The sequence below is a fragment of the Marinomonas maritima genome, from assembly GCF_024435075.2.
Lineage (GTDB): Bacteria > Pseudomonadota > Gammaproteobacteria > Pseudomonadales > Marinomonadaceae > Marinomonas > Marinomonas maritima.
Genome location: NZ_JAMZEG020000001.1, coordinates 466,821 through 488,380, shown reverse-complemented (window position 1 = coordinate 488,380; position 21,560 = coordinate 466,821). Strand labels below are relative to the sequence as shown.

Genomic DNA, 21,560 nt, shown 5'->3' with positions numbered 1-21,560 from the left:
TTAAATAAGTAAATACTATGTTTTCACAAGAAGATCTCGTTCAAGTTGCTCGTCAAACCATGCCGTTTGGTAAATACCAAGGTCGTATTTTGATCGACCTGCCAGAAGCGTATTTGCTGTGGTTTGCGAAGGAAGGTTGGCCAAAGGGTAATCTAGGGCAATGGCTACAACTATCTCTTGAAATCAAAATCAACGGTTTAGAAAAACTGGTTGATCCACTGCGTAAACCAACAGAAAAGAAAAAAGACGAACCGAAAGTTCGCATTCGTTTTGATGATTAATATGACGAGGTAGGCTTTTTAGGAAACACATAAAACAGCACACCATGTTCTTCTTTATCAAAGATGAAGCCTGCTCGTTCAGAGACTTTTATTGAGGCAATATTACCGACCTTAATCTCTGCCACTAGCGGATCTTGAAAACGCTCAATGATGGCAGATAACATTTTTTGAGCAACGCCTTTTCCGCGAAAATTTGGTGCCACAGTCCAAGATAGCTCCCAAGCACCGTCAATACGATCCGCTCGACAGGTGCCAACCGATTTAGCGTTCATTTCTGCTATCCATAAGCGCCGTTGCTCAGGTTTATTCAAAGACGCTTCCAGCCACGCTAGGTGCCTATCTAACGATATTTCATCGGTATTATGGGATGCATGACGTGTTTCAGGGTCATTTCGCCACACCAATAAATCTTCCGCATCTGCCATAGTAACAGGCCGTAAACTCACTTGCTCTGTCATATCGTACCTTCTCTCCTTCCATGTTTACGCTTGATTAAAAGCAGTATACTCTTTTGTTTATTATCGCCCATATTTTGAATGTAAAATGACATTATAGATTAGGAAAAATAAACGAATGGACATCAGAATAGACGATTTATCTGGCGTAGAAATTCAGACACTATTAACTGAACACCTTGAAGATATGCACGCTGCATCACCAGCCGAATGTGTGCATGCATTGGATTTAACCGGTCTAAAAATGCCTACTATTACCTTCTGGACCGTTTGGGAAGGCAACCAACTACTCGGCTGTGGTGCGCTTAAAATACTGAACGACTCGCACGGGGAAATCAAATCCATGCGTACCACCAGTGCAGCACGTAATAAAGGGGTCGCCTCCACTTTACTACGCCATATTCTCGATTCTGCCAAGCAAAAAGGCTCAATAAAATTAGCCTAGAAACTGGATCGCAAAATTTTTTTGCGCCCGCTAGAAAACTTTATGAGAAGCATGGATTTACAGAATGCGGTCCGTTTTCCAATTACAAGCTTGATCCATATAGCGTGTTTATGACCAAAACACTATGACCAGAACACCTCAATTTAGAACAAAAAAAAGCCAGCGCGAACGCTGACCTGTTTTCATTATTTGGTAAGGGAACAACCAAATAAAGAAACCTTACCTTATCTGATCTACTCTAGATACCGCCATGAGTTAATTTGGCGGGATCAAGTAAAACAAGCAACTCTTCTCGACTTAATTCCGTATTTTCTTCTGCTACATCGACAACTGGGCGACCTTCTTTGTAGGCTTTTTTAGCAATTTCAGCGGCTTTTTCATAACCAATAATGGGGTTAAGCGCCGTGACCAAAATGGGATTACGATGCAATGCTTCGTTTAATTTACCTTCATTAACACTCAATGTAGCGATAGCGTTATCAGCAAGCAACCGCCCACTGTTGGCTAACAACTTAATGCTATTCAGTAGATTCTTAGCGATCATAGGCAACATAACGTTCAATTCAAAGTTACCGGATTGACCACCAATAGTAATCGCGGCATCGTTGCCTATCACTTGCGCGGCCACCATAGCGGTTGCTTCTGGAATCACAGGGTTTACTTTACCCGGCATAATAGACGAACCCGGCTGCAACGCCTGTAGTGAGATTTCTCCTAAACCAGCCAATGGGCCAGAGTTCATCCAACGCAGATCGTTAGCGATTTTCATATACGTCACAGCCACGGCTTTCAATTGGCCAGATAACGCCACCGCCGTATCTTGTGAACCGATGAGAGCAAAGAAGTTTTTGCCTTGAGTGAAAGTAACTTTTGTTAAGTCCGAAAGCTCTTTGGCAAAAAGAGCGGCAAATTCTGGGTGTGCATTAATGCCCGTACCGACCGCCGTTCCGCCTTGAGCAAGCTGTGTGGTTTTACTTTCTAAATACATAAGGTTGTCGATATTGTCTTGCAGCTGAGCCGCCCATGCATGGAAGGTTTGATCCAGTCGAACCGGCATGGCATCCATCAAATGTGTACGCCCCGTTTTGGTAAACCCCTTTAGCGAATCGCCTTTTTCTATAATCGTTTGCCTTAAATGAACCAGCGCAGGCAGTAAATGACCGGTTAATTCTAAGGTTGCACTCACATGTATCGCGCTGGGAATAACATCGTTGCTGCTCTGACCATAGTTCACATGGTCATTAGGATTTACCGGTGCACCATGATAGACGCTGGCTAATGTTGCAATCACTTCATTGGCATTCATGTTGGAGCTGGTACCAGAACCGGTTTGAAATACGTCCACAGGGAAATGCCGCATGAAATTGTCATCGTTTAGCAGTTCATTACAGGCATCTTGAATTGCTTTAGCAATGTCCGGCGAGAGGCATTTAAGCGTTTCATTCGCACGCGCAGCAGCGGCTTTGATCAATATAAGGGAGCGGATAAAAGCGTCTGGAAGTGCTTCGCCACTAATAGGAAAGTTATTAATCGCACGTTGGGTTTGAGCACCATAAAGCGCCTCTTCTGGCACGTCTAGTTCACCCATACTGTCTTTTTCAATGCGCATTTTCATTCTTTAATGGTGTCCTTATTGTTCGGAGGAAGAGGTAAAGTAATAACTGAGAACCCGTAAACTATGTTCCATTTTGAAGTAGTTTCTAGCGTCTTGATACGTCACAATTAAACGCTTGAGATTAGACAAAGGTAAATACACTTTATCCAAACAGGTCTGGCGCCAATGCTGAGCAATATTGGTGTCACAAACCGTATCTAGTAGCACATTAAACACACGCTGATGCAACAATGCTGCATCGGTAATATTCAAGCGTTCCGCGTATTCTTCCGTAAGATTTAAATAATAGTAGAGCAATTCCGGCGAATCTGCACACTGACCCGCTTGAATGGTTTGCTCAAGTACTGAAAATGGTACCAAATAGCGACTCATTGCGTTGCCCTCCAAAATACAAATGATAACTATTATCAATAATGTGTATGAATGGCAATTCTGTCAAGGTGTTGATAACGATTCTTATTAATTTTTATTGTTTTTTTACTCTATCCTGATAAGCATCAGTATAAAAAAGCCTCAAATAAAATGAAAAAGCCCCTGTTACATTGAAGTAACAAGGGCTTTCATTTAACCATTCATTCCGTCTATAGGAATTTAATGCTTAGTGGTGATGACCACCAACGCCATGAGAATGACCATGCGCGATTTCATCATTGGAGCCTTCACGCGCATCGACTATTTGAATATTGAACGTCAAATCTTTACCTGACAATGGATGATTAAGATCCACTGTCGCATGCTTCAATCCGGCTTTAATAATAGTAACTTGGCGCATGCCTTGGTCGGTTTTCACCATAGCCACCATGCCTGCTTTCCAACGTTTCGCACCTTGCAGATGTTTAATCGGCATTTGCTGCGTGCGATCTTCATGACGTTCACCGTAAGCGTCAGCACACGCTACCGTCACTTCAAACTCATCACCCACTGCTTTTCCTTCCATGGCTTTTTCTAAACCTGGAATGACATTACCGTGACCATGAAGGTAGGTCGCAGGGTCTTTGCCCGCAGACGTTTCGATAAGTTCTTCGCCATGGCGCAAAGTGTAGTGAAATTGGACGACTTGGTTGTCTGCAATTGACATGCTGATTCCTCATTTAAATTCAATAATTTAGCGTAACTGCTCATTTTATGGCGCATTATAAAGGCTGAGAAGAAACTTACCTAGACCCTTATTCAGCCTCTTACACTAAAAAATAGACAACTCTAATGAATCTTCTTTAATAATAATGTTCTTCACTAACGCCGCAGCGGTTTTTTCGAAAGGGGAATGATTTAACACATAAACAGGGTTTTCATCAAAATACTCAACGAGTGCTTTTTCGAAATCACTATGCAAAGAGCCCAGCGTTGAACGCAGCATTTTGTCATTAAAGCTTGAGCCTTCTACATTAATTTTAGTGATTTTTGGCGCCACTAAATACAATCGATCTTCTTCAATTCGCACACCCGATTCAAACGAAGGGCTGACTGTAGTGGTTAACGAAAAGGTCTGGCCAAAGGCCGTCAATGTGCCCGTCATATTACTGATCAAATCCACCAATACTAAGCCACCGTCGCGCTCGGTAAAATCGACATTGGCAGAGTCGATGATCAAATCAAGATTAAGCGTATTATTGTCTAACGTGAGTTTAATATGGTTTTCTTGAGGCTGAGCGAGTTGCTTCGCTACTTCTTGATTCACTTCTGCTTCACCAACACGAAAACTATTACATCCGGTTAATAGTAACGATGCAACGACCAAAACACCGACGCTAACTATATGGTCTAATCTCATTATTCTCTCCCAGTCGCATCGACAGCCATGCTGCGCATTTCAAACCAAAATCGCATAAAATCTTCTGTTACTTTTTGCTCAATATCGACGGCTTCTTCAGTAGGACAAAACAAAGAAACCGTAAAAACGTTAAAGCCCTCTGGGGTCGTAGTGATGCGTACTCGCGGCTCTGGGCCGGAAATCTTAATGTCCAAACGCTTCTCGATTAAGCTGTTATAACGGGTCGCTACCTCATGAAAATGTTCGCTGTATTCTCGAATTCTCTCGAGTATCTGCTCTTTAATAGCAAACAGGTTTACGTCATCGGTATTGCGACAAACAGAAAAGGTATGCGTCACATAACGACGCATATAGTTCAAGTTTTGCACCGTATGAACCAATAAAACACTATTCGGCACTACTGTTGTACGCCCTGTGTAAGTGTAGCTCCCGCCTTTTAAATCCACTTCAAACAACGTCGTTGAAAGCCAATCACTGTCCGTGACTTCGCCTTCATAATTAGCAATACGGATCCAATCTCCAACCTGATAAGGCCGTGTGCTCGCGCGATAAAATGCACCAACGATACAGGCGATAAATTCTTTTGTTGCGATCACCAACGCCACCATAAAGGCAGCGATCGAAATCGCGATATTTTGTAATTCAGATGACCAAATTAGAATAAAGCCAACAACTAAAAAAAGGTTAAATATGTTATCGACCGTATTGATTCTCTGACGCTTTTTATCGTGTTCAATATTCTGATTCACACGAATCATACGTTTCGTGTAACGACGCACAATATAAAACAGTAAAGCCCAAGAAATGGTTAACGCAATTTCAACATGGTCTGTAATGATAGAAAAATCTAATTGGGATAAATCGAGTTGCATAAAAACCGTTTCCTTCATCAAGAGCGCCACTTTAACAATCATTACTCAGATCAACAAATAAAAGCACTAGACAAGAGGGAAAATAATACTGTATATTTATACAGTATATTATTTCACGAGGTGGATCATGCCTGTAATTATCAAATATGTTGTAGAACGCGATGGAATCGAAAAAATGACGTTTACTTCAAAAACGGAAGCCGATGCGTACGATAAATTGTTGGACACGGCCGAAGCGCTGTATGAAATTTTAGATCAGAGCAATCTAGCCGGTGACCATAGTCAAAAAGAAGCGCTCTCCATGTACCTAGCTCAGAACAAAGAATCGCTCTTAGACGTTTTAGGTACCAAAAAGAAAGCCCCCCAAAAGTCTAAAAAAACCAACGATAAAGCAACAAATGCTCAGCTTGACCTGACCGAATCACCGTCTAAAAAAGCCCTAGAAGATCTGGTTATAGAACCGGATGAAGAAGCGGTTTACGACGAAGATGAAAACACCGTCGTATTTGATGATGAAGAGGTAAGCGACTTCGTTGAAAGTGATGCCGCATAATGCGGCATCAAATACCGCTGCCAGCCATTTCTAATGATCGCCGTCGTCATAAGCACAATTAATACCCAGAGCCTTTGCATCAAGGGCTGTTATTTCTCAATCTAAATCCTGACGCTCCAAAAAAATTCTCTCCAACGCACGCTCTCACGTATACTTTACCTCACCCTTTTTTAAATCAGGACTTTTAATGAAGCCTACCGACTCGCCTAAAAACACTGTCGATAAAAACATGCTCGGCGTCTTTCGCTATAGCCGTCGGGCGATCAACTTGGTGTGGCAAACGTCTCCCTCTCTTACGATTGGACTCGCACTCGCCACCTTGATTGCAGGCGTACTACCTGCAGCGATGGCTTACGTCGGGCAGTTAATCGTAGACGCTGTATTGGCCGCCATGGAAAGCTACAAGCAAGACCAAGTATTGCACTATGAAACAGCACTTAACTATGTGGTGCTAGAAGGGATCTTGGTTCTTATCATTGCCGCGGCACAGCGAGCATTAACAGCGCAGCAGGCCATTCTACAAGGTTTGTTAGGTCAAAAAGTTAACTTGATGATCTTAGAAAAAGCCCAAAACCTAACCCTGTCTCATTTTGAAGACTCTGAGTTTTACGACAAGCTTGTCCGCGCTCGGCGCGAAGCATCAAGCCGGCCGCTCGCCTTGGTCAATAAAACTTTTTCGTTACTTCAAAATGCCATTTCTTTATCAAGTTTTGCGGTCTTACTCTGGCATTTTTCGCCATGGGCATTAGCTTTGCTAATCTGTGGGGCGTTGCCCTCTTTTATCGCCGAAGCAAAGTTTTCTGGCGATGCTTTTTTGATGTTCCGCTGGCGCTCGCCCGAAGTCCGACAGCAAAACTATTTAGAAACGTTACTGGCTCGGGAAGACAACATAAAAGAAGTTCGCCTTTATCAGCTGGGAGAGCGTTTTTTACAGCGCTACTCTGAAATTTTCCTCAAACTGTTTAAAGAAAGTAAGCGCCTTATTCTTCGAAGAGAAACCTGGGGCTTTGCTCTTGGTGTCATCAGCACACTGGTATTTTATGGTGCCTACGGCTGGATTGTCAGTGACACCATTATTGGTGCGATCACATTAGGTCAAATGACCATGTATTTACTCTTATTCAAGCAAGGCCAAAGCTCTGTTTCAGCCTCATTGACAGCGATCAGCGGCATGTATGAAGACAACCTTTATTTGTCGAACTTATATGAGTACCTAGAACAGGAAACGCCATCGTCCACCCGTGGTTTATTAATTGGCCCAAAACCAAACGATGGTATTCGCTTTGAAGATGTGTCGTTTCAGTATCCAGGAAGTGAAAAATCCGCGCTATCAAATGTCACGCTGCATATTCGTCCCGGTCACAGTCTCGCTATTGTGGGGGAAAATGGTTCTGGTAAAACCACCTTAATAAAATTACTCACACGCCTTTACAATCCAACACAAGGACGCATTTTATTAGATGGGTTGGATTTACTCGAATGGGATGAAACCGCGCTTCTTAAGCGTGTTGGGGTGATTTTTCAAGATTTTGTACGCTATCAATTTATCGTTGGTGAGAATATAGGGGCTGGCGACAACGACCGCTTCAATGACCAAACGGGTTGGCACAAAGCCGCCGAGTTAGGTAAAGCCACCGACTTCATTGATGAACTCGACAATGACTACCACACTCAGCTTGGGCGATGGTTTAAAGGTGGACAAGAATTGTCAGGTGGACAATGGCAGAAAATCGCCTTAGCTCGTGCCTTTATGCGAGAGGACGCCGATATTTTAGTATTAGATGAACCAACTGCCGCAATGGACGCTAAAGCTGAGGCCAATATTTTTCAGCACTTTCAAGAACATACTAAAACAAAAATGGCGATTCTGATTTCTCACCGTTTTTCAACCGTTCGGCTCGCTCATGAAATCATCGTCATGGAGCATGGAGAAGTAAAAGAACGAGGCACTCATGACACCTTGCTTGCTCAACAGGGGCAGTACGCACATTTATTCAAGCTTCAAGCCCAAGGTTATCGTTAATATGAAGCTCGTTGTTATTTTGATATTACTCATTAATAAGGACAAAGGTTTTGAATCGTCGCACTTTTATTAAATCTGGTATTGCCATCGCCATAGTAGGAACATTGCCTAGGCTAGTGTTGGCGGCACAACCTTCTGAGGGGTTCGATTACGAACTGATCGTCGCGCCAGCGGATGTCAACATTGTACCAGGCGGCAGCACGCCGGCATTGAGTTTTAATGGCGGTTATCCTTCCCCCGTGATTCGAGCAAAACAACATCAGCCCATTCGCATTCGAGTCGTAAATCGATTAAACGAGCCAACCACCATTCATTGGCATGGCATGAGAATCCCAATTGGCATGGACGGTGTGCCTTTTTTAAGTCAGCCTCCCATCATGCCCGGCGACACCTTTGATTATGAATTCACACCGCCAGACGCTGGATCTTTTTGGTATCACCCGCACATGAACAGCATTGAGCAACTTGGCAAAGGCCTAGTTGGCGCGTTGATTGTCGATGAAGCAGAGAAGCCAGACTTCGATGCCGATCTAGTGCTTTGTATGAAAAACTGGCACATCAAAGACGATGGCTCTTTTACCGCCCTGACCACACCAAAAAATGCCTTCCGCATGGGAACGCCTGGGCGCGTTATGACCATTAACGGTGAAATGCACCCGATCTACGACGTACCCGCTGGCGGTGCCATTCGTGTGCGCTTATTGAACGTCGATAACACCTTGGTGTATGACGTGACGTCAACGGATTCTAATGCTCAAATTATCGCGATCGATGGCAACCCGATTGCTGAACCCGTTGCGTTAACCAATCACATGACTGCACCGGGAATGAGACTGGACCTTGGTGTAATTGCGCCTAGTAAGGTCGGAGAAACCGTCACGTTTAAGCATAAAAACAAACCTATGGTGACTATTAAAACCGTAGCGAGCCAGCTTGAAAATCGCCGACTGCCCACATTGCCACTTAATCCGATTCCTGCGCCAGATTTGGAAAATGCAGAAGCGATTAAGTTCGCTTTTGAATGGAATGCCAACATCACGCCAATCGAAAAAGATGGCAAGATAAACTACAATTTTTGGACAATGAACCGTCGTTCATGGGAAGGCATGTCTAAAGGCAACATTCCCGCCCCCCTTGCCAAACTAGAGCTTGGAAAAACCTACCTTTTCGAGCTGGCCAATTTGACGCAATACCATCATCCGATCCACATACACGGCCACACCTTTACTGTTTTAAAATCCAATAAAAAAGCCATCACCCCTTTCCACACAGACACCGTTTTACTGGGCCAGAATGAAACCGTTATTGCCGCGTTAGTCGCTGACAACCCAGGCCGATGGATGTATCACTGTCACATCATTGAACACCTTAAAACGGGCTTCATGGGGTATGTTGAAGTCAGCTAAAAGCACCGATTTACACGCGATGCATGCCAAATAAAAGGCGTAAAAAAGCCAGATCAATCATTGATCTGGCTTTTTTAAAAGTTGCTTTTTTCGACAAATAAAGACGTTTTTTACAAGTTGTCTTCGTTCTCTTCATCTACCACTTCACGCTTTGTACGTTGAGTGGGTGCCGCCAAAATTTCTAGATAAAACGTTGGCCATGCTTGGCTTTCAGCGAAGCTGATTTTGTCATTAATTTCGGCTACGTGAATAATGTCCGCTTGTTCTTCTGTTTGGCCAAATTTGCAGTCAAATCCCCAAAAGTCAGCGTATTCAGGCAATGCTTTATTACGCTCTCTTTTCAGATATTTTTTAATGTCGCTTTTAGTCGCTTCGATTAATCGAGGGTAAGCAATTTTTGGATGAGATAGCTCAAATGTTTTTTTCATTAGGGTCCTAAAAGATTAATAATCAGGAAGTGGCGTAACACGTTCCAATTGGCGAGCATAATAACGGATCAAGCCGCTTGCAGCTATGAATAAGTCGTCCAATCACCAACCTCGGCGACTTACCAACGCCTAATTAACTATTCCTTTACGACTCTGCTACGTACGCTCTTAACAAACGGTGGATAAACGTCAATTTTTCGCGAACCGCAGGAACCAAGATAAAAGGGTATAGATCCGGTTGCCCCATGCCACGGTTTAGGTTATTAACCGCAAAGGTTAAGGGTAAATATTGCGCCAAAATATCATCGAAATTATCGTGTCTATACGGGTCAATATTCACCATTACCGCCAAATTTTCTCGATTAGAACCATGCGGTTGCAGGCTCAATCCAAGGTCACTGGCGGTTTCCAATGTATCGGCAATATGCAGGTAATGCGCCCATGTTTCGGCCCAGTCTTCCCAAGGGTGAGAAGACGCATAAACACTGATAAACGATTCTTTCCACTCTGCATTAGGCGCTTTGTAATGGGCTTCTAATGCATCAGCATAACTTTCTCTGTCGTCACCAAAAAGCTCGCGAAAGTCGGCTAGAACCTCCTCATCATCAAAAACTAACGGATCCCAATAATAATGCCCAATCTCATGACGAAAGTGACCAATCACTGTACGATAGGACTCATTCATGTCTTCACGCATCTGCTCACGATCTACGGAATTTCCCTCAGCGGCATTAATGGTTACCTGACCAGAAGCATGACCGGTCATGGCACTGACATCTTCTGGAACCACGTTATTTTCCGAAATGAAATCGAATGACAAACCGTCTTCTGGTGCACTTTTTTTACTGACCAAAGGCAAACCGAGGCGCAATAAAGAGTACACTAATCTGTGCTTAGCAAACTCTAGCTGCTGCCATGCTTGACGCTCTTCTATTTTTTCTAAGTTCGGAATGTGACGGTTCAATTCACACGCCATACAGAAAGTACTGCCACCCTCTTCTACCATCCAATTACACACTTGGTGCTGATGGTTTTCACAGTAATACAAACGTTTAGCTGGCACAGATTTATCTGCCATCGCATACCAAGTATTGTCGACCGACTTTAATGCACTGATCACCATTTGATCTGGTAAAAAACCCAAAGACGACGAGCATTGCTCGCAGCGTGTGTTTTCAAACAACACAGTTTGACCACACTGCTGGCAACTGAAAATTTTCATAAAGCTCCTGCTATCGAGAGATAGATATTAATAAATAAAAATGGATAAACGAAAATACGGAATCAACCTCACGTAATTGCGCAGTAGTAGGATCATAGTTTAAAGTACGATGAAATACCTGTTTATATGCCACTTTTGAATGGGATTTTTTTTCATTTAAAAAAACAATCATTGAGATAATATATTGCAAAACAAAAGCAAAGGCTTCGCGACTATTTCTGACGTTGCTAAATACGCAAAAGTAGGTAAGACAAGTGTTTCACGCTATCTCAATGGCGAACAAGATAAGCTATCAGACCCCTTACGTGAAAAAATATTTCAAGCAATAGAGCATCTTCATTTCCGTCCAAATCACTCTGCCAGAATGCTAAAAGCAGGGCACTCAAAGCTTATTGGACTACTACTGGCGGATGTTACTAACCCATACTCCATTGATGTTCTTCAGGGCATAGAGCATGTTTGTCGACGTGAAGGTTACATGCTCATGGTATGCAACACAGACAATCAGAAAGAGTTACAAGACAGCTATTTAACACTACTCGAAGCACATCGAGTCGATGGCATAATCGTCAATACCGCCGGCATGGCGCAAAAACAAATCACCAATTTGAAACGAATCTCTTGCCCTTTGGTTCTCGTCGATCGAATCGATACTTCGCTTGGATTTGATACCGTTGGGCTAGACAACGAAGCGGCTGTCAAAGAGGTATGCACACATCTACAAACAAAAGCCTACCAATCCATTTTGGTGGTGACGGAATCCATCGCCATAGACCCTCGCCAAGCTAGAGTCGACGCGATAAAAGCGTTCACCCGAGAAAACAACGACATTAGCTGTGAGATTATAGAAATCGAGAAAATGAGTGTGGATTTGCTCATTAAGGTTATTCAAGACTTTATCGTCTCGCACCCTAATCGCAAAAAAGCCATTTTCACAACCAACGGCGTAGCGATGATGAGCACCGCGAAAGCCTTGAAACAGCTCGACATACACATTGGCTCACAAATAGGGCTCATTTCGATTGACGATCCAGAGTGGGCGCAGCTTTTTGAAGGCGGTATCACCGTTATGCGTCAACCTACAAGGGTCATAGGGCAAACCGCTTGCGAGCGTTTACTGGCGAGAGTCCAAGACAACAACGAACCTGCGCAACACATTAAGCTCAAAGCCGAACTCGTTATTCGACAATCGACTTAACCGCTCAAATTTTGTCACCTAACCCTCTCTAAGCAGACGAATCGAACGAAAGAACACCTCTACTCTGTGGTCGTTTTACTTTTCATGGAACCGATCCCATGATACTTTGGCCACATGAACTTTTGACCATTAATAACGATAAAAACGAAACGCGGAGCGCATATGGACACGACTCAACCACACTCTTTTGTCACGCTGGGTGAAGCCATGGCGATGTTTGTTGCCAACACCACGGGGCAGCTTGCAGATATTAAGACGTTTAATCGCTCTTTAGCTGGCGCAGAAGTTAATGTCACCATTGGCATGGCACGTCTGGGTTTTGAATCCTCTTACATAAGCAAAGTGGGCAAAGACAGTTTTGGTGAATTCATCCGCCAAACGATCAACAAAGAAAACATTCGTACGGACTGGATATCTGAAAGCGCCCAGCATGCAACGGGCTTTATGTTGAAATCGAATGTCACCGACGGCAGCGACCCAAAAGTCGAGTACTTCCGCCGCAATTCTGCGGCGTCCACATTAAGCGCGGCAGACATTGACGCCAGCCTTTTCAAAACTGGCGCACATTTACACCTAACTGGCATAGCTGCAGCGGTGTCCGTGCCAATGCGAGGCGCTGCGAAACACGCATTAGAACTCGCTAAGAAACAAGGCTGCAGTGTCTCTTTTGATACCAACCTACGCCCTTCCCTATGGTCTGATCAAGCAACCATGATTGCGACCATCAATGAATTTGCCTTCACCAGCGACATCGTCTTACCTGGTATAGAAGAAGGTAAAATACTCACAGGCAGTGACCAACCAGAAAACATTGCAGACTTTTACCTTCAACATGGCGTAAAAGCGGTCATCGTCAAACTTGGCAGTGACGGCGCGTATTTCAAAACCACTAATGGCGAATCTGGCACTGTGACGGGGATTCCTGTCGAGAAAGTGGTCGATACCGTTGGTGCTGGCGATAGCTTTGCCGTTGGGGTGATATCTGCGCTACTCGATGGTCAAACGATGGAACAAGCTGCTCGACGTGGAAATCTGCTAGGCTCTTTAACTGTCCAAGTTCGCGGAGACAGTGAAGCGCTGCCGACTCGAGCTCACTTAAATAGTTTAGAAAAGGTATGGTAGGGTGAAGAAAAAAGTCATTTTATACCGAGACATTCCAGCACAAGAACGCCAACGACTCGACGATCAGTTTGACGTCACTTTTTTTGATGGAATGAATGAATCCAACAAAGACGCATTTGTGATCGCACTCTCTGAAACTGAAGGCCTTATCGGATCCAATAGCACGAGCATGCCACCTACGTTACTAGATCTGGCGCCTCGACTACAGGCCGCTTCCACCATTTCTGTCGGTACGGATAAGTTTGACTTAACATACCTGAGCCAGCGTGGCATCCCCTTAATGCACACGCCAGGCGTACTGAATGAAACTACCGCCGACACCCTATTCACTCTTATTATGTGTACCGCTCGTCGAGCCATTGAGTTATCCAATATGGTACGAGAAGGCCGCTGGACAAGTAACATAGGCGAATCTCTTTACGGGACAGACGTACACGGTAAAACCTTAGGCATTATTGGCATGGGCAGAATCGGATACGCCATCGCAAAGCGCGGGCATTTTGGTTTTGATATGAAAATTCAGTACAGCAATCGACATCGTAAACCGGACGCTGAACAAGACTTAAACGCCACTTTTATGGACATGGAAGAACTACTTAAAACATCCGATTTTGTCTGTGTAATGACGCCATTAACATCTCAGACTGAACGTCTCATCGGTGCGAAAGAATTCGCCATGATGAAGAAAAGTGCTATTTTCATCAATGGTTCCCGTGGCAAAGTAATCGATGAAGCCGCTCTTGTCGAAGCCTTAAGCAATGGCACCATTCGTGCCGCAGGGCTAGACGTATTTGAAGTCGAACCACTACCGGCCAGCTCACCACTTTGCAAACTAGATAACGCGGTCTTATTTCCGCATATTGGTTCTGCAACCACAGAAACGCGGCTTAAAATGATCACGTGCGCCGTAGATAACCTGATCAATGCACTCAATGGTGACATTTCTCAAAACTGTGCAAATAAAGAACAACTCAACAGATAGTCTTTGGCTACCTGTTCTTTTTTCCTTTCTTACTCACTTAGCGGATTATCGCATTATAAAATCGTGGGTAGTCTAGAAAAACGCGCAGCATCAATGATTGCCCAAAGGTGCAATATACCGCCAACCAACCACATGAAGAACAAAATCACGGTTGCCCCTAATGCATAAGAAACGGCCGTTGTTACAAAAAAGAACAACGCCATAAAAATACGACCTTGAACCAACTGACCCAACCCAGGAACAAAAACACTGCAAATTGCGGCAAGTACATTGCCACCAGAACCTTGACCCGACATAAGCATTTCCATCGTAAAAGCAATTAAATAGACAACAAGAATAATGACAAGAGAACCAAATGAAAAGCACCCTTTTCAAACGGTTTTATTAAAAATACGCTTTTTTATCTTGGTAAGCCTGCTTAATGTGTTCTATCAGTAGTCTTAACTTTTCGGGTAAATATTTAGTAAAAGGGTAAATAGCGTAAACCCCAAGTCGTCTCGGTTGATAATCGGGCAAAATAACCACCAGCTTGCCTTGCAGCAAGTCTTCATACACACAGCAACGCGGAACATAGACAATACCAAAACCCGCCAAGGCGGCTTTGCGTAAAGCTTGGGCGTTATTGGTCGCAAAACTGCCACTGATACGAACACTTTCTTCAATGCCATTTTTTGTAAAGCGCCAATCAAAAGACCCTTGTGCTTGGTAGGTATAAGCCAAACAGTTATGGCTTTTCAATGCGTCTAGGCTTGAGACGTCACCATGCTTTTCAAGATAGCTCGGTGAACAGCAAACCACCCAATTCGATTGAATCAGAGGCTTGGCAATCAAGCTCGAATCTTCAAGCTTGCCAGTGCGAATCGCAAGGTCGAGCCCTTCTGCCACCAAATCCACAAAGTCATTTTCGAGGCGCATGTCTATCGTGATATTAGGGTATTTTTGACAAAACTCGGCAATGGCTTCCGCCAAAAGCAATTCTCCCGAAATCGTTGGAACTGAAATTTTAATACTGCCACTCAAGCCTTGGCTAAACGCCGACACCGAAGCGACGGCATCACTCACTTGGCCTTCTATATTTTTAGCATGAACGTAAAGACTTTCACCCGCTTCCGTCAGACTTAAACGCCTTGTCGTGCGATGAATCAGTTGTACACCAAGACCCTGCTCTAGCTTACTAATGCGCTTGCTCAGTGCAGGCGTCGACAAACCCGCGTATTGCGCGGCTTTATTGAACGAACCTGCGTCGGCGACATTCACAAAAAGCGTTAAATCTGCAGCGTTCAAAGAACTTGCTCCTATTTTATTAGGTCGTTTTTAGAAAGAGTTTATTATTTTATGTCGTATTTATTATAAATCAATCAAGGACTATGATTAAGAATAACAAATAGACTCGACTAAAAAGGAGCAAGGTCCATGCGTCTTAAAGACTGCCATAACTTCCACGATTTTCGTATTCTGGCTAAAAAGCGTTTACCCAGTCCGATCTTTAATTATATTGATGGCGGCTCTGACGATGAATCGACCTACCGCCGCAACACCGCCGCGTTCGAAACCTGCGACTTGGTTCCTAGCGTTCTTACAGGCGTAAAAGACGTCGACCTATCGGTCACCGTGATGGGACAAAAACTCGATCTTCCCGTCTATTGTTCGCCCACCGCTTTACAACGTTTATTCCATCATGACGGAGAAAGAGCCGTTGCCAATGCCGCCGAAAAATACGGCACTATGTTTGGTGTATCGTCGCTAGGCACTGTCAGCATGGAAGAAATTGCCAAGCAAACCTCCACACCTCAGGCGTATCAATTCTATTTTCATAAAGACCGAAAGCTGAACCGTACCATGATGCAACGCGCCAAAGATGCCGGCGTACAAGTGATGATGCTAACCGTCGATTCGATCACCGGCGGCAACAGGGAAAGAGACTTGCGCACTGGTTTTTCTATTCCTTTTAAATTGAACTTAAAAGGCATGCTGCAATTTGTCCTCAAGCCTATGTGGGGCATTAACTATGTCACCCACGAGCCTTTTAGCCTGCCGCAGTTGGATGAGCACGTAGACATGGGGAAAGGCGCTACCTCTATTGGCGACTACTTTACCAACATGCTTGACCCATCAATGAACTGGGATGATGTAGCGGAAATGGTTAAATTTTGGGACGGTCAGTTTTGCTTAAAAGGCATTATGAGCCGAGAAGACGCCCGCAAAGCGGTGGAAATTGGCTGCACTGGCGTGATTATTTCCAACCATGGCGGACGTCAACTTGATGGCTCGCGCAGCTCGTTTGACCAACTCGCGGAAATCGTCGACGAAGTGGGCGATGAAATAGACGTGATTTTTGATAGCGGAGTACAGCGTGGCACGCACGTATTAAAAGCGTTATCCCTCGGCGCCAAAGCCGTCGGCATCGGCCGCATGTACCTTTACCCACTCGCCGCCGCCGGACAACCTGGCGTAGAACGCGCATTAGGCTTGATGAAAGCCGAACTCGAACGCGACATGAAACTCATGGGCAAAACATCGATTGATCAGCTCAATAGAGAAAACCTACGGTTTCGGTCTTAGAACCTCTAAATTCCCTTCCCTCTTATCTTCAAGGGAAGGGATTGTTTTTTCTTTTAAGACCACTAAATAATATTATGCGGCCTGGTTCTAATAGTAGAAATTTAACCTATTTGCTTGACCAAACTCTCGATGTTTCGTTTTGCTTTTTCAACTGACGCTGCATGGCGATCATCCGCAAACTCTTGGTACTCCGAGCCAATTTCATAAAATTGATCAACGCCTAAATACTTAGTTAGTTCCTTAATATGTGGGCTTAAATGATTCATATGCTCACGCACACCACCAGCACCAAAGCCAAACTCACCGGATGACGTCAGTAGCACTAAGGTTTTCCCTGACAACACGGGTTCAATAGGAAAGTCCCCTCGCGCAAGATCAAACGTGAAGGTTTTACCCACTCGCATCATTTGATCAAACCATGCCTTCAATACTGCTGGCATACCGTAGTTATACATCGGGGCAGTAATCACAATCACATCCGCTTGAGCCACTTCTTCAAAATAAAGGTCAGACTGAGCCAATATTAATGTCTGCTCTTTCCCTCTTTGTCGTTCTGGCGTAAACGCCGCCGCAATCCATTCTTGGGAAATAAACTCAGGGGGGTTAAGACCAAGGTCTCGATAAGTCACTGTATCTTGATGATTTTTATTCATCCATGATGCTATAAAATAACGGCCAAATTCTTTAGATATAGAATTATAACTTGCGGTTGAGTTATCAGTTCTACGAACACTGGAATCAATATGTAGGATTTTTTTCATTTTTACGCCTCTATTATGAATAGTTAGTCGGCATAGTGTGTTCAGAAATAGTTTTGATGACAACGGATCTTATTTTGCTTATAAAGTATATATTCTCATCTATATGGCGTTTTTTATGTTTCAACAACTTCCCTCTTTAAATGCTATTAAAGCCTTTGAGTCTGCTGCTCGATTAAACAGTTTCAAAGACGCCGCCAATGAGTTGAATGTGACGCCCACCGCTGTTTCACATCAAATCAGAGCACTTGAAGATACGCTAAAGATAAGGTTATTTGAGCGAAAAATACGAACGGTCACATTAACCAAAGAAGGAGCATTGCTCGCTACTGCGGCCAATCAATCTTTACAAGATTTACTCACGACGGTGAACAAACTTAAGGGTTCTCCTCGGACCTTAACCATCAGTACGACAAACTCATTTGCTGCCATGTGGCTAGTGCCAAATCTTGCTAGTTTTCAGCAGCAATTTCCTGATATCGACATTCAAATTAGAGCAGAAGAATCACTCATAGACATTGAGCATGATAGACGCGTTGATATGGTGATTCGGTATGGCGAACCGCCCAAACAACTTGAAATAAACTCACTGATTTACCAACCTTTAATTAAAGAATCCATTGGCTTCTTTGCGACACCAAACTATTGGAAGAAACACAGCGAAAAGCCATCAAACAGTGTCTTTTTCTGCACTCGATGGCAGAACCCAAATTTGCCGAGCCTAAACATAGAGGAAACCATTAAAAACGTGGTGACAAATGAAATACCCAGCATTCGCTATTTTAATGATGAGAACCTAACGGCACAGGCCGCGCTTTCTGGGCAAGGCATTGGCGTCGTTAGCCAATTGGCCGTCGCCAACTCAGTCAAAAATGGCTGGTTAACACAGGGAGCCGGAGAAATGGCGACACCCATCTGTGGTCTACATTACTACCTCGCCACCCCAAAGCGGCTGCAAACTAATCAAGCCGCACACCACTTTAAAGACTGGCTGCAAGCGGCGTTAACAAAAGAACAGTCCATTATTAACCTTAAGTACTGATCTTTTTATAAAGGTACTTACGGCATGTTTTTTCATCTACTCGGTTGATAGTAAAGACTAAAATACCAATGACCACGACGGAAAATACAATCCGCCCCCAAAATATTGTGGTGAAGTTCGCGCCAATTAACAGAACCAGTAAAGTGTCCTCAATCAAACTGTGCAGTAGGTTGAGCAACATCATGGCGACAAAAATATCCCTTGGGGTAATGTGGCCTCGTTTTGCTTCATTAATAAGCAAGCCGCCACCAAAAGAAACACCTAGCGTGATGCCAACGATGGTTAAGTTCGTGGCTTCTCGGCTGATACCAAGCACCGACAAAATGGGCTTAAGCAAAATCCCCATGAGTTTTTCGATACCTAGCAGCTTTAAAAGACGCAAAAAAGTAATCAGCACAGCAATGACAACAAAGATCATCACCAAACTTTGGAGCTGATCCATTCCCCATGCGAGATAGCTTGGGTCACTGGTCGGTGCATGTCGCCAAACGATGTCGGCCGGCGTATTTAACAAATCCCCGCTTTGATAGATTTTATGAAAAATCCAACCCATTAATAAACTGCCGCCAAGACGAATAATCAAGGTCGCCATGATCCCAACACCTGCCTTTTTGGCTACCGCGGCTTCTAAAGGCAGCGAATGCGCGAGTAATAATAAAATCCCCAGAACCGACACTTGGGCCACGGTTAAATCCGTGTCCATGCTCATAAACACCACCAGCCCAGCGTACATATTGGTCACGATTGTGGTCGCCCATACTAAGCCCATTTCACTGGGCAAACCCACCAACGACATAATAGGGCTCAACCATTGGCTTAGTAACACGATGCCGCCGAATTCTTCGATGACTTTGATGATAATAACCATCGGAATCATGATTTTATAAAGCGTCCATGTGACGTTCAGAATTTCTTTTCCTAATCCGTTAAATAACAACCTAACCAAAAGGCCTATTCGTTTGCTCATCGTCTTGTTCTCCAAAATAATGCAACAAATTTTATGCACATCGATGGAAATATGTCGCTTAATTTAACTCAAAAAAGATACTATTATTTCTTATTTTAAATATCATAAGAAACTTTATATCGAAAAATACCAATATTGAGAAATGTATGGAAATAGACAATTTAGACCGAAAAATCTTAACTATTTTACAGCGTAATAACCGTATCGCGAATGTTGAGTTGGCTGAAGAAGTCGGCTTGTCACCTCCGGCTTGCCACAAGAGAGTAAAGCGGCTCAGAGATGACAGCATTATTGTCGGGGATGTTTCCCTTGTGAACCCAGAGTTGACCGGCAATAAGCTGACCTTATTGGTATCAGTAGAAATGGAGCGTGATCGCAAAGAGATATACGACGATTTTAAACGAGCCATAAGCAACGCCCCAGAAGTAAGACACTGCTACCAAATAACCGGTAGTTACGACTTTATGATGATCGTCATCGTGCCAGACATTCAAGCTTACGAACGATTTGTTGATCAAGTTATCCACACAGACACGAACATTCGAAAGTTTCAAACCTCGGTTTCGCTTCGAACCGTAAAAACCACCACACAGATTAACTTGAGCGACGAGATCCGCTAACTAATCTAGCAATTTCAACGCGGTTCGCAGAGGCACAGCCAACGCTGTTGAGGAAAGCGTCGTTAATGACACCGAATCACATTGCTGAAATTGACGAAACGAATCAATGGCGTCAATAAAAGCACCAATGAGCTGATCATTATCGACGCTTTTTTGTTCGAAGCTTGATTCTAAGTGCAGAAATTTTATTTCTAGCAAACGAATTTTGCGATGCGCTTTACAATCCATTCGTCCAATAAATTCTCCCCGAAAAAGCAGCGGTAAAGAAAAGTAGCCATACTTCCTCTTGGTTTCTGGCACATAACATTCGATCTGGTAATCATATTGAAATAGATGTTTGAGCCGATCACGTTGAATAACGCTGTTATCGAATGGTGACAAAATCTGCAGGCGGTTGCTCAAATTTGGCAAGCGACGCTCAAGCGCACCGGTTTCTATAAAATACACTTCTCCGCTACTAAGCTGAATTTGCTCTAACGTGCCTTGCGCTAAACGCTCGTTAACCAAAGACTTTACGGCATTACGCAGCGCTGTATCACGACGTAAGTAGGTTAACCCCTTCAGTGATACCACCCCATGACAACGAAGTTGTTGATCGACCATGTGCGTCACAAATTCTTCCATACTCGGCATAGTTACGTTGGTGGAAGAGGGTAAAACTCGCTCGGTTAAATCGTAGTTTTTTTGAAAACCAACGCGATCCTTTACCATTAGATCACCTTCCATGAACAACTGTTCCAGCGCTTTCTTCGCTGGTTTCCAGTCCCACCAGCCTGCGCGATTACTGACTTTGGTTTCGACGTCTCGGGAACGCAACGGCCCTTCCGTACGAACACGACCCAACAGTTCCGCCATCAGTTTTCTATCAGGACTTTTATTCCAATGAGTTTGACCACTTTTAATCGCGTGCTTATAAGGAAGAGAAAAACGAAAATCATCAATAGGAAGAAACGCTGCCGCGTGAGACCAATATTCGAAAATATCGCCCTCAATTAACAGCTTATTCATCATCGAAGGATCAAACTTAGGCACTCTAGAATGAAGCACATGGTGATGCGCCCGTTCCACCACCGAAATCGTATCGATCTGCACATAACCTAAATGATCAAACGCCTTACGCGCACCGGCCAAGCCGCTACCAAACGGCTGAGCTTGCAACAAACCTTGCGACGACAAAGCCAGACGTCGAAGGCGAGACAAATCTTTAGAAGACGTGAGTTTAATCATGGTTTAACGGA

Annotated in this window: 24 protein-coding genes; 11 read left to right on the top strand and 13 right to left on the bottom strand. The window is 43.9% G+C overall.

Features of this window, described 5'->3' with window-relative positions; genetic code table 11:
* Nucleotides 1-17 precede the first annotated feature (17 nt).
* Nucleotides 18-281: a DUF3820 family protein gene (locus M3I01_RS02465; protein ID WP_112136611.1), complete on the top strand. Its 264-nt coding sequence runs from the start codon at nt 18-20 to the stop codon at nt 279-281.
* On the opposite strand, the gene M3I01_RS02460 is transcribed toward M3I01_RS02465, so the two are convergent.
* The gene (locus tag M3I01_RS02460; RefSeq protein WP_255893987.1) at nt 278-739 is read right to left on the bottom strand and encodes a GNAT family N-acetyltransferase; all 462 of its coding nucleotides are present in this window, start codon (nt 737-739) and stop codon (nt 278-280) included. The genes M3I01_RS02465 and M3I01_RS02460 overlap by 4 nt on opposite strands.
* A 115-nt stretch (nt 740-854) precedes the next feature.
* Between M3I01_RS02460 and M3I01_RS02455 the strand changes: the two genes are divergently transcribed.
* Nucleotides 855-1,181 (top strand): GNAT family N-acetyltransferase, encoded by a 327-nt coding sequence (locus tag M3I01_RS02455; RefSeq protein ID WP_255893986.1) that lies wholly within the window; start codon nt 855-857, stop codon nt 1,179-1,181.
* Between the two features lie 238 nt (nt 1,182-1,419).
* On the opposite strand, the gene M3I01_RS02450 is transcribed toward M3I01_RS02455, so the two are convergent.
* The 5 genes from M3I01_RS02450 to M3I01_RS02430 all read right to left on the bottom strand — a co-directional run bounded on the left by M3I01_RS02450 (nt 1,420) and on the right by M3I01_RS02430 (nt 5,457).
* Complete coding sequence (locus tag M3I01_RS02450) at nt 1,420-2,796, bottom strand: class II fumarate hydratase (protein ID WP_255893985.1); 1,377 nt, start codon at nt 2,794-2,796, stop codon at nt 1,420-1,422.
* A 15-nt stretch (nt 2,797-2,811) separates the two neighbouring features.
* Nucleotides 2,812-3,168 carry a hypothetical protein gene (locus M3I01_RS02445; RefSeq protein WP_255893984.1) on the bottom strand — a complete coding sequence of 119 codons (357 nt, stop codon included), beginning with the start codon at nt 3,166-3,168 and terminating at the stop codon, nt 2,812-2,814.
* Nucleotides 3,169-3,394: 226 nt separating this feature from the next.
* On the bottom strand, nt 3,395-3,874 hold the full coding sequence (locus M3I01_RS02440) for an FKBP-type peptidyl-prolyl cis-trans isomerase (RefSeq protein ID WP_255893982.1): 480 nt from the start codon (nt 3,872-3,874) through the stop codon (nt 3,395-3,397).
* A 105-nt stretch (nt 3,875-3,979) separates the two neighbouring features.
* Nucleotides 3,980-4,567, bottom strand: coding sequence for a DUF1439 domain-containing protein (locus tag M3I01_RS02435; RefSeq protein ID WP_255893981.1), 588 nt, complete (start codon nt 4,565-4,567; stop codon nt 3,980-3,982).
* On the bottom strand, nt 4,567-5,457 hold the full coding sequence (locus tag M3I01_RS02430) for a mechanosensitive ion channel family protein (protein ID WP_255893980.1): 891 nt from the start codon (nt 5,455-5,457) through the stop codon (nt 4,567-4,569). Before M3I01_RS02430 ends, M3I01_RS02435 begins: the two co-directional genes overlap by 1 nt.
* Before the next feature lie 109 nt (nt 5,458-5,566).
* On the opposite strand from M3I01_RS02430, the gene M3I01_RS18535 reads away from it, so the two are divergent.
* From M3I01_RS18535 to M3I01_RS02415, 3 genes are all read left to right on the top strand, one after another.
* Nucleotides 5,567-5,992 carry a YebG family protein gene (locus M3I01_RS18535; RefSeq protein ID WP_394358960.1) on the top strand — a complete coding sequence of 142 codons (426 nt, stop codon included), beginning with the start codon at nt 5,567-5,569 and terminating at the stop codon, nt 5,990-5,992.
* A 187-nt stretch (nt 5,993-6,179) separates the two neighbouring features.
* Nucleotides 6,180-8,015 carry an ABC transporter ATP-binding protein gene (locus tag M3I01_RS02420; protein ID WP_255893979.1) on the top strand — a complete coding sequence of 612 codons (1,836 nt, stop codon included), beginning with the start codon at nt 6,180-6,182 and terminating at the stop codon, nt 8,013-8,015.
* 50 nt (nt 8,016-8,065) lie between these two features.
* A complete protein-coding gene (locus M3I01_RS02415) occupies nt 8,066-9,421 on the top strand; it encodes a multicopper oxidase family protein (protein WP_255893978.1) in 1,356 nt (451 codons plus the stop codon).
* A 110-nt stretch (nt 9,422-9,531) separates the two neighbouring features.
* On the opposite strand, the gene M3I01_RS02410 is transcribed toward M3I01_RS02415, so the two are convergent.
* Together M3I01_RS02410 and M3I01_RS02405 are read right to left on the bottom strand one after the other, a co-directional pair.
* Entirely contained in the window at nt 9,532-9,849 is a 318-nt protein-coding gene (locus M3I01_RS02410; RefSeq protein WP_255893977.1) for a DUF6172 family protein, read from the bottom strand.
* 145 nt (nt 9,850-9,994) lie between these two features.
* Entirely contained in the window at nt 9,995-11,071 is a 1,077-nt protein-coding gene (locus tag M3I01_RS02405) for a zinc-binding metallopeptidase family protein (RefSeq protein WP_255893976.1), read from the bottom strand.
* Nucleotides 11,072-11,255: 184 nt separating this feature from the next.
* On the opposite strand from M3I01_RS02405, the gene M3I01_RS02400 reads away from it, so the two are divergent.
* From M3I01_RS02400 to M3I01_RS02390, 3 genes are all read left to right on the top strand, one after another.
* Nucleotides 11,256-12,269: a LacI family DNA-binding transcriptional regulator gene (locus tag M3I01_RS02400; protein WP_255893975.1), complete on the top strand. Its 1,014-nt coding sequence runs from the start codon at nt 11,256-11,258 to the stop codon at nt 12,267-12,269.
* 162 nt (nt 12,270-12,431) lie between these two features.
* Entirely contained in the window at nt 12,432-13,391 is a 960-nt protein-coding gene (locus tag M3I01_RS02395) for a sugar kinase (protein ID WP_255893974.1), read from the top strand.
* A gap of 1 nt (nt 13,392) precedes the next feature.
* Nucleotides 13,393-14,373, top strand: a complete 981-nt coding sequence (locus M3I01_RS02390) for a 2-hydroxyacid dehydrogenase (RefSeq protein WP_255893973.1) — start codon at nt 13,393-13,395, stop codon at nt 14,371-14,373.
* Between the two features lie 53 nt (nt 14,374-14,426).
* Here the strand turns inward: M3I01_RS02390 and M3I01_RS02385 are convergent, their stop codons facing one another.
* On the bottom strand, nt 14,427-14,669 hold the full coding sequence (locus tag M3I01_RS02385; protein ID WP_255893972.1) for a hypothetical protein: 243 nt from the start codon (nt 14,667-14,669) through the stop codon (nt 14,427-14,429).
* Between the two features lie 88 nt (nt 14,670-14,757).
* The gene (locus M3I01_RS02380) at nt 14,758-15,657 is read right to left on the bottom strand and encodes a LysR family transcriptional regulator (RefSeq protein ID WP_255893971.1); all 900 of its coding nucleotides are present in this window, start codon (nt 15,655-15,657) and stop codon (nt 14,758-14,760) included.
* Nucleotides 15,658-15,786: 129 nt separating this feature from the next.
* Here M3I01_RS02380 and M3I01_RS02375 point away from each other — a divergent pair, with 129 nt between their 5' ends.
* On the top strand, nt 15,787-16,935 hold the full coding sequence (locus M3I01_RS02375; protein ID WP_255893970.1) for an alpha-hydroxy acid oxidase: 1,149 nt from the start codon (nt 15,787-15,789) through the stop codon (nt 16,933-16,935).
* A gap of 101 nt (nt 16,936-17,036) precedes the next feature.
* On the opposite strand, the gene M3I01_RS02370 is transcribed toward M3I01_RS02375, so the two are convergent.
* Nucleotides 17,037-17,696, bottom strand: a complete 660-nt coding sequence (locus M3I01_RS02370) for an FMN-dependent NADH-azoreductase (protein ID WP_255893968.1) — start codon at nt 17,694-17,696, stop codon at nt 17,037-17,039.
* A gap of 115 nt (nt 17,697-17,811) precedes the next feature.
* On the opposite strand from M3I01_RS02370, the gene M3I01_RS02365 reads away from it, so the two are divergent.
* Nucleotides 17,812-18,735 (top strand): LysR substrate-binding domain-containing protein, encoded by a 924-nt coding sequence (locus M3I01_RS02365; protein ID WP_255893967.1) that lies wholly within the window; start codon nt 17,812-17,814, stop codon nt 18,733-18,735.
* Here M3I01_RS02365 and M3I01_RS02360 read toward each other — a convergent pair.
* Nucleotides 18,725-19,702, bottom strand: a complete 978-nt coding sequence (locus M3I01_RS02360; RefSeq protein ID WP_255893966.1) for a hypothetical protein — start codon at nt 19,700-19,702, stop codon at nt 18,725-18,727. The genes M3I01_RS02365 and M3I01_RS02360 overlap by 11 nt on opposite strands.
* Nucleotides 19,703-19,848: 146 nt before the next feature.
* Between M3I01_RS02360 and M3I01_RS02355 the strand changes: the two genes are divergently transcribed.
* On the top strand, nt 19,849-20,322 hold the full coding sequence (locus M3I01_RS02355; RefSeq protein ID WP_255893965.1) for an Lrp/AsnC family transcriptional regulator: 474 nt from the start codon (nt 19,849-19,851) through the stop codon (nt 20,320-20,322).
* Here M3I01_RS02355 and M3I01_RS02350 read toward each other — a convergent pair whose 3' ends face one another.
* Nucleotides 20,323-21,549, bottom strand: coding sequence for a winged helix-turn-helix domain-containing protein (locus tag M3I01_RS02350; protein WP_275564897.1), 1,227 nt, complete (start codon nt 21,547-21,549; stop codon nt 20,323-20,325).
* Nucleotides 21,550-21,560: the final 11 nt, after the last annotated feature.

Coding starts and splice junctions, on each gene's coding strand:
- M3I01_RS02395 (WP_255893974.1), top strand. CDS start 12,432: ATGGACACGACTCAACCACACTCTTTTGTCACGCTGGGTGAAGCCATG.
- M3I01_RS02370 (WP_255893968.1), bottom strand. CDS start 17,696: ATGAAAAAAATCCTACATATTGATTCCAGTGTTCGTAGAACTGATAAC.
- M3I01_RS02365 (WP_255893967.1), top strand. CDS start 17,812: ATGTTTCAACAACTTCCCTCTTTAAATGCTATTAAAGCCTTTGAGTCT.
- M3I01_RS02435 (WP_255893981.1), bottom strand. CDS start 4,567: ATGAGATTAGACCATATAGTTAGCGTCGGTGTTTTGGTCGTTGCATCG.
- M3I01_RS02460 (WP_255893987.1), bottom strand. CDS start 739: ATGACAGAGCAAGTGAGTTTACGGCCTGTTACTATGGCAGATGCGGAA.
- M3I01_RS02450 (WP_255893985.1), bottom strand. CDS start 2,796: ATGAAAATGCGCATTGAAAAAGACAGTATGGGTGAACTAGACGTGCCA.
- M3I01_RS02440 (WP_255893982.1), bottom strand. CDS start 3,874: ATGTCAATTGCAGACAACCAAGTCGTCCAATTTCACTACACTTTGCGC.
- M3I01_RS02350 (WP_275564897.1), bottom strand. CDS start 21,549: ATGATTAAACTCACGTCTTCTAAAGATTTGTCTCGCCTTCGACGTCTG.
- M3I01_RS02360 (WP_255893966.1), bottom strand. CDS start 19,702: ATGAGCAAACGAATAGGCCTTTTGGTTAGGTTGTTATTTAACGGATTA.
- M3I01_RS02355 (WP_255893965.1), top strand. CDS start 19,849: ATGGAAATAGACAATTTAGACCGAAAAATCTTAACTATTTTACAGCGT.
- M3I01_RS02465 (WP_112136611.1), top strand. CDS start 18: ATGTTTTCACAAGAAGATCTCGTTCAAGTTGCTCGTCAAACCATGCCG.
- M3I01_RS18535 (WP_394358960.1), top strand. CDS start 5,567: ATGCCTGTAATTATCAAATATGTTGTAGAACGCGATGGAATCGAAAAA.
- M3I01_RS02420 (WP_255893979.1), top strand. CDS start 6,180: ATGAAGCCTACCGACTCGCCTAAAAACACTGTCGATAAAAACATGCTC.
- M3I01_RS02430 (WP_255893980.1), bottom strand. CDS start 5,457: ATGAAGGAAACGGTTTTTATGCAACTCGATTTATCCCAATTAGATTTT.
- M3I01_RS02405 (WP_255893976.1), bottom strand. CDS start 11,071: ATGAAAATTTTCAGTTGCCAGCAGTGTGGTCAAACTGTGTTGTTTGAA.
- M3I01_RS02410 (WP_255893977.1), bottom strand. CDS start 9,849: ATGAAAAAAACATTTGAGCTATCTCATCCAAAAATTGCTTACCCTCGA.
- M3I01_RS02455 (WP_255893986.1), top strand. CDS start 855: ATGGACATCAGAATAGACGATTTATCTGGCGTAGAAATTCAGACACTA.
- M3I01_RS02445 (WP_255893984.1), bottom strand. CDS start 3,168: ATGAGTCGCTATTTGGTACCATTTTCAGTACTTGAGCAAACCATTCAA.
- M3I01_RS02375 (WP_255893970.1), top strand. CDS start 15,787: ATGCGTCTTAAAGACTGCCATAACTTCCACGATTTTCGTATTCTGGCT.
- M3I01_RS02385 (WP_255893972.1), bottom strand. CDS start 14,669: ATGTCGGGTCAAGGTTCTGGTGGCAATGTACTTGCCGCAATTTGCAGT.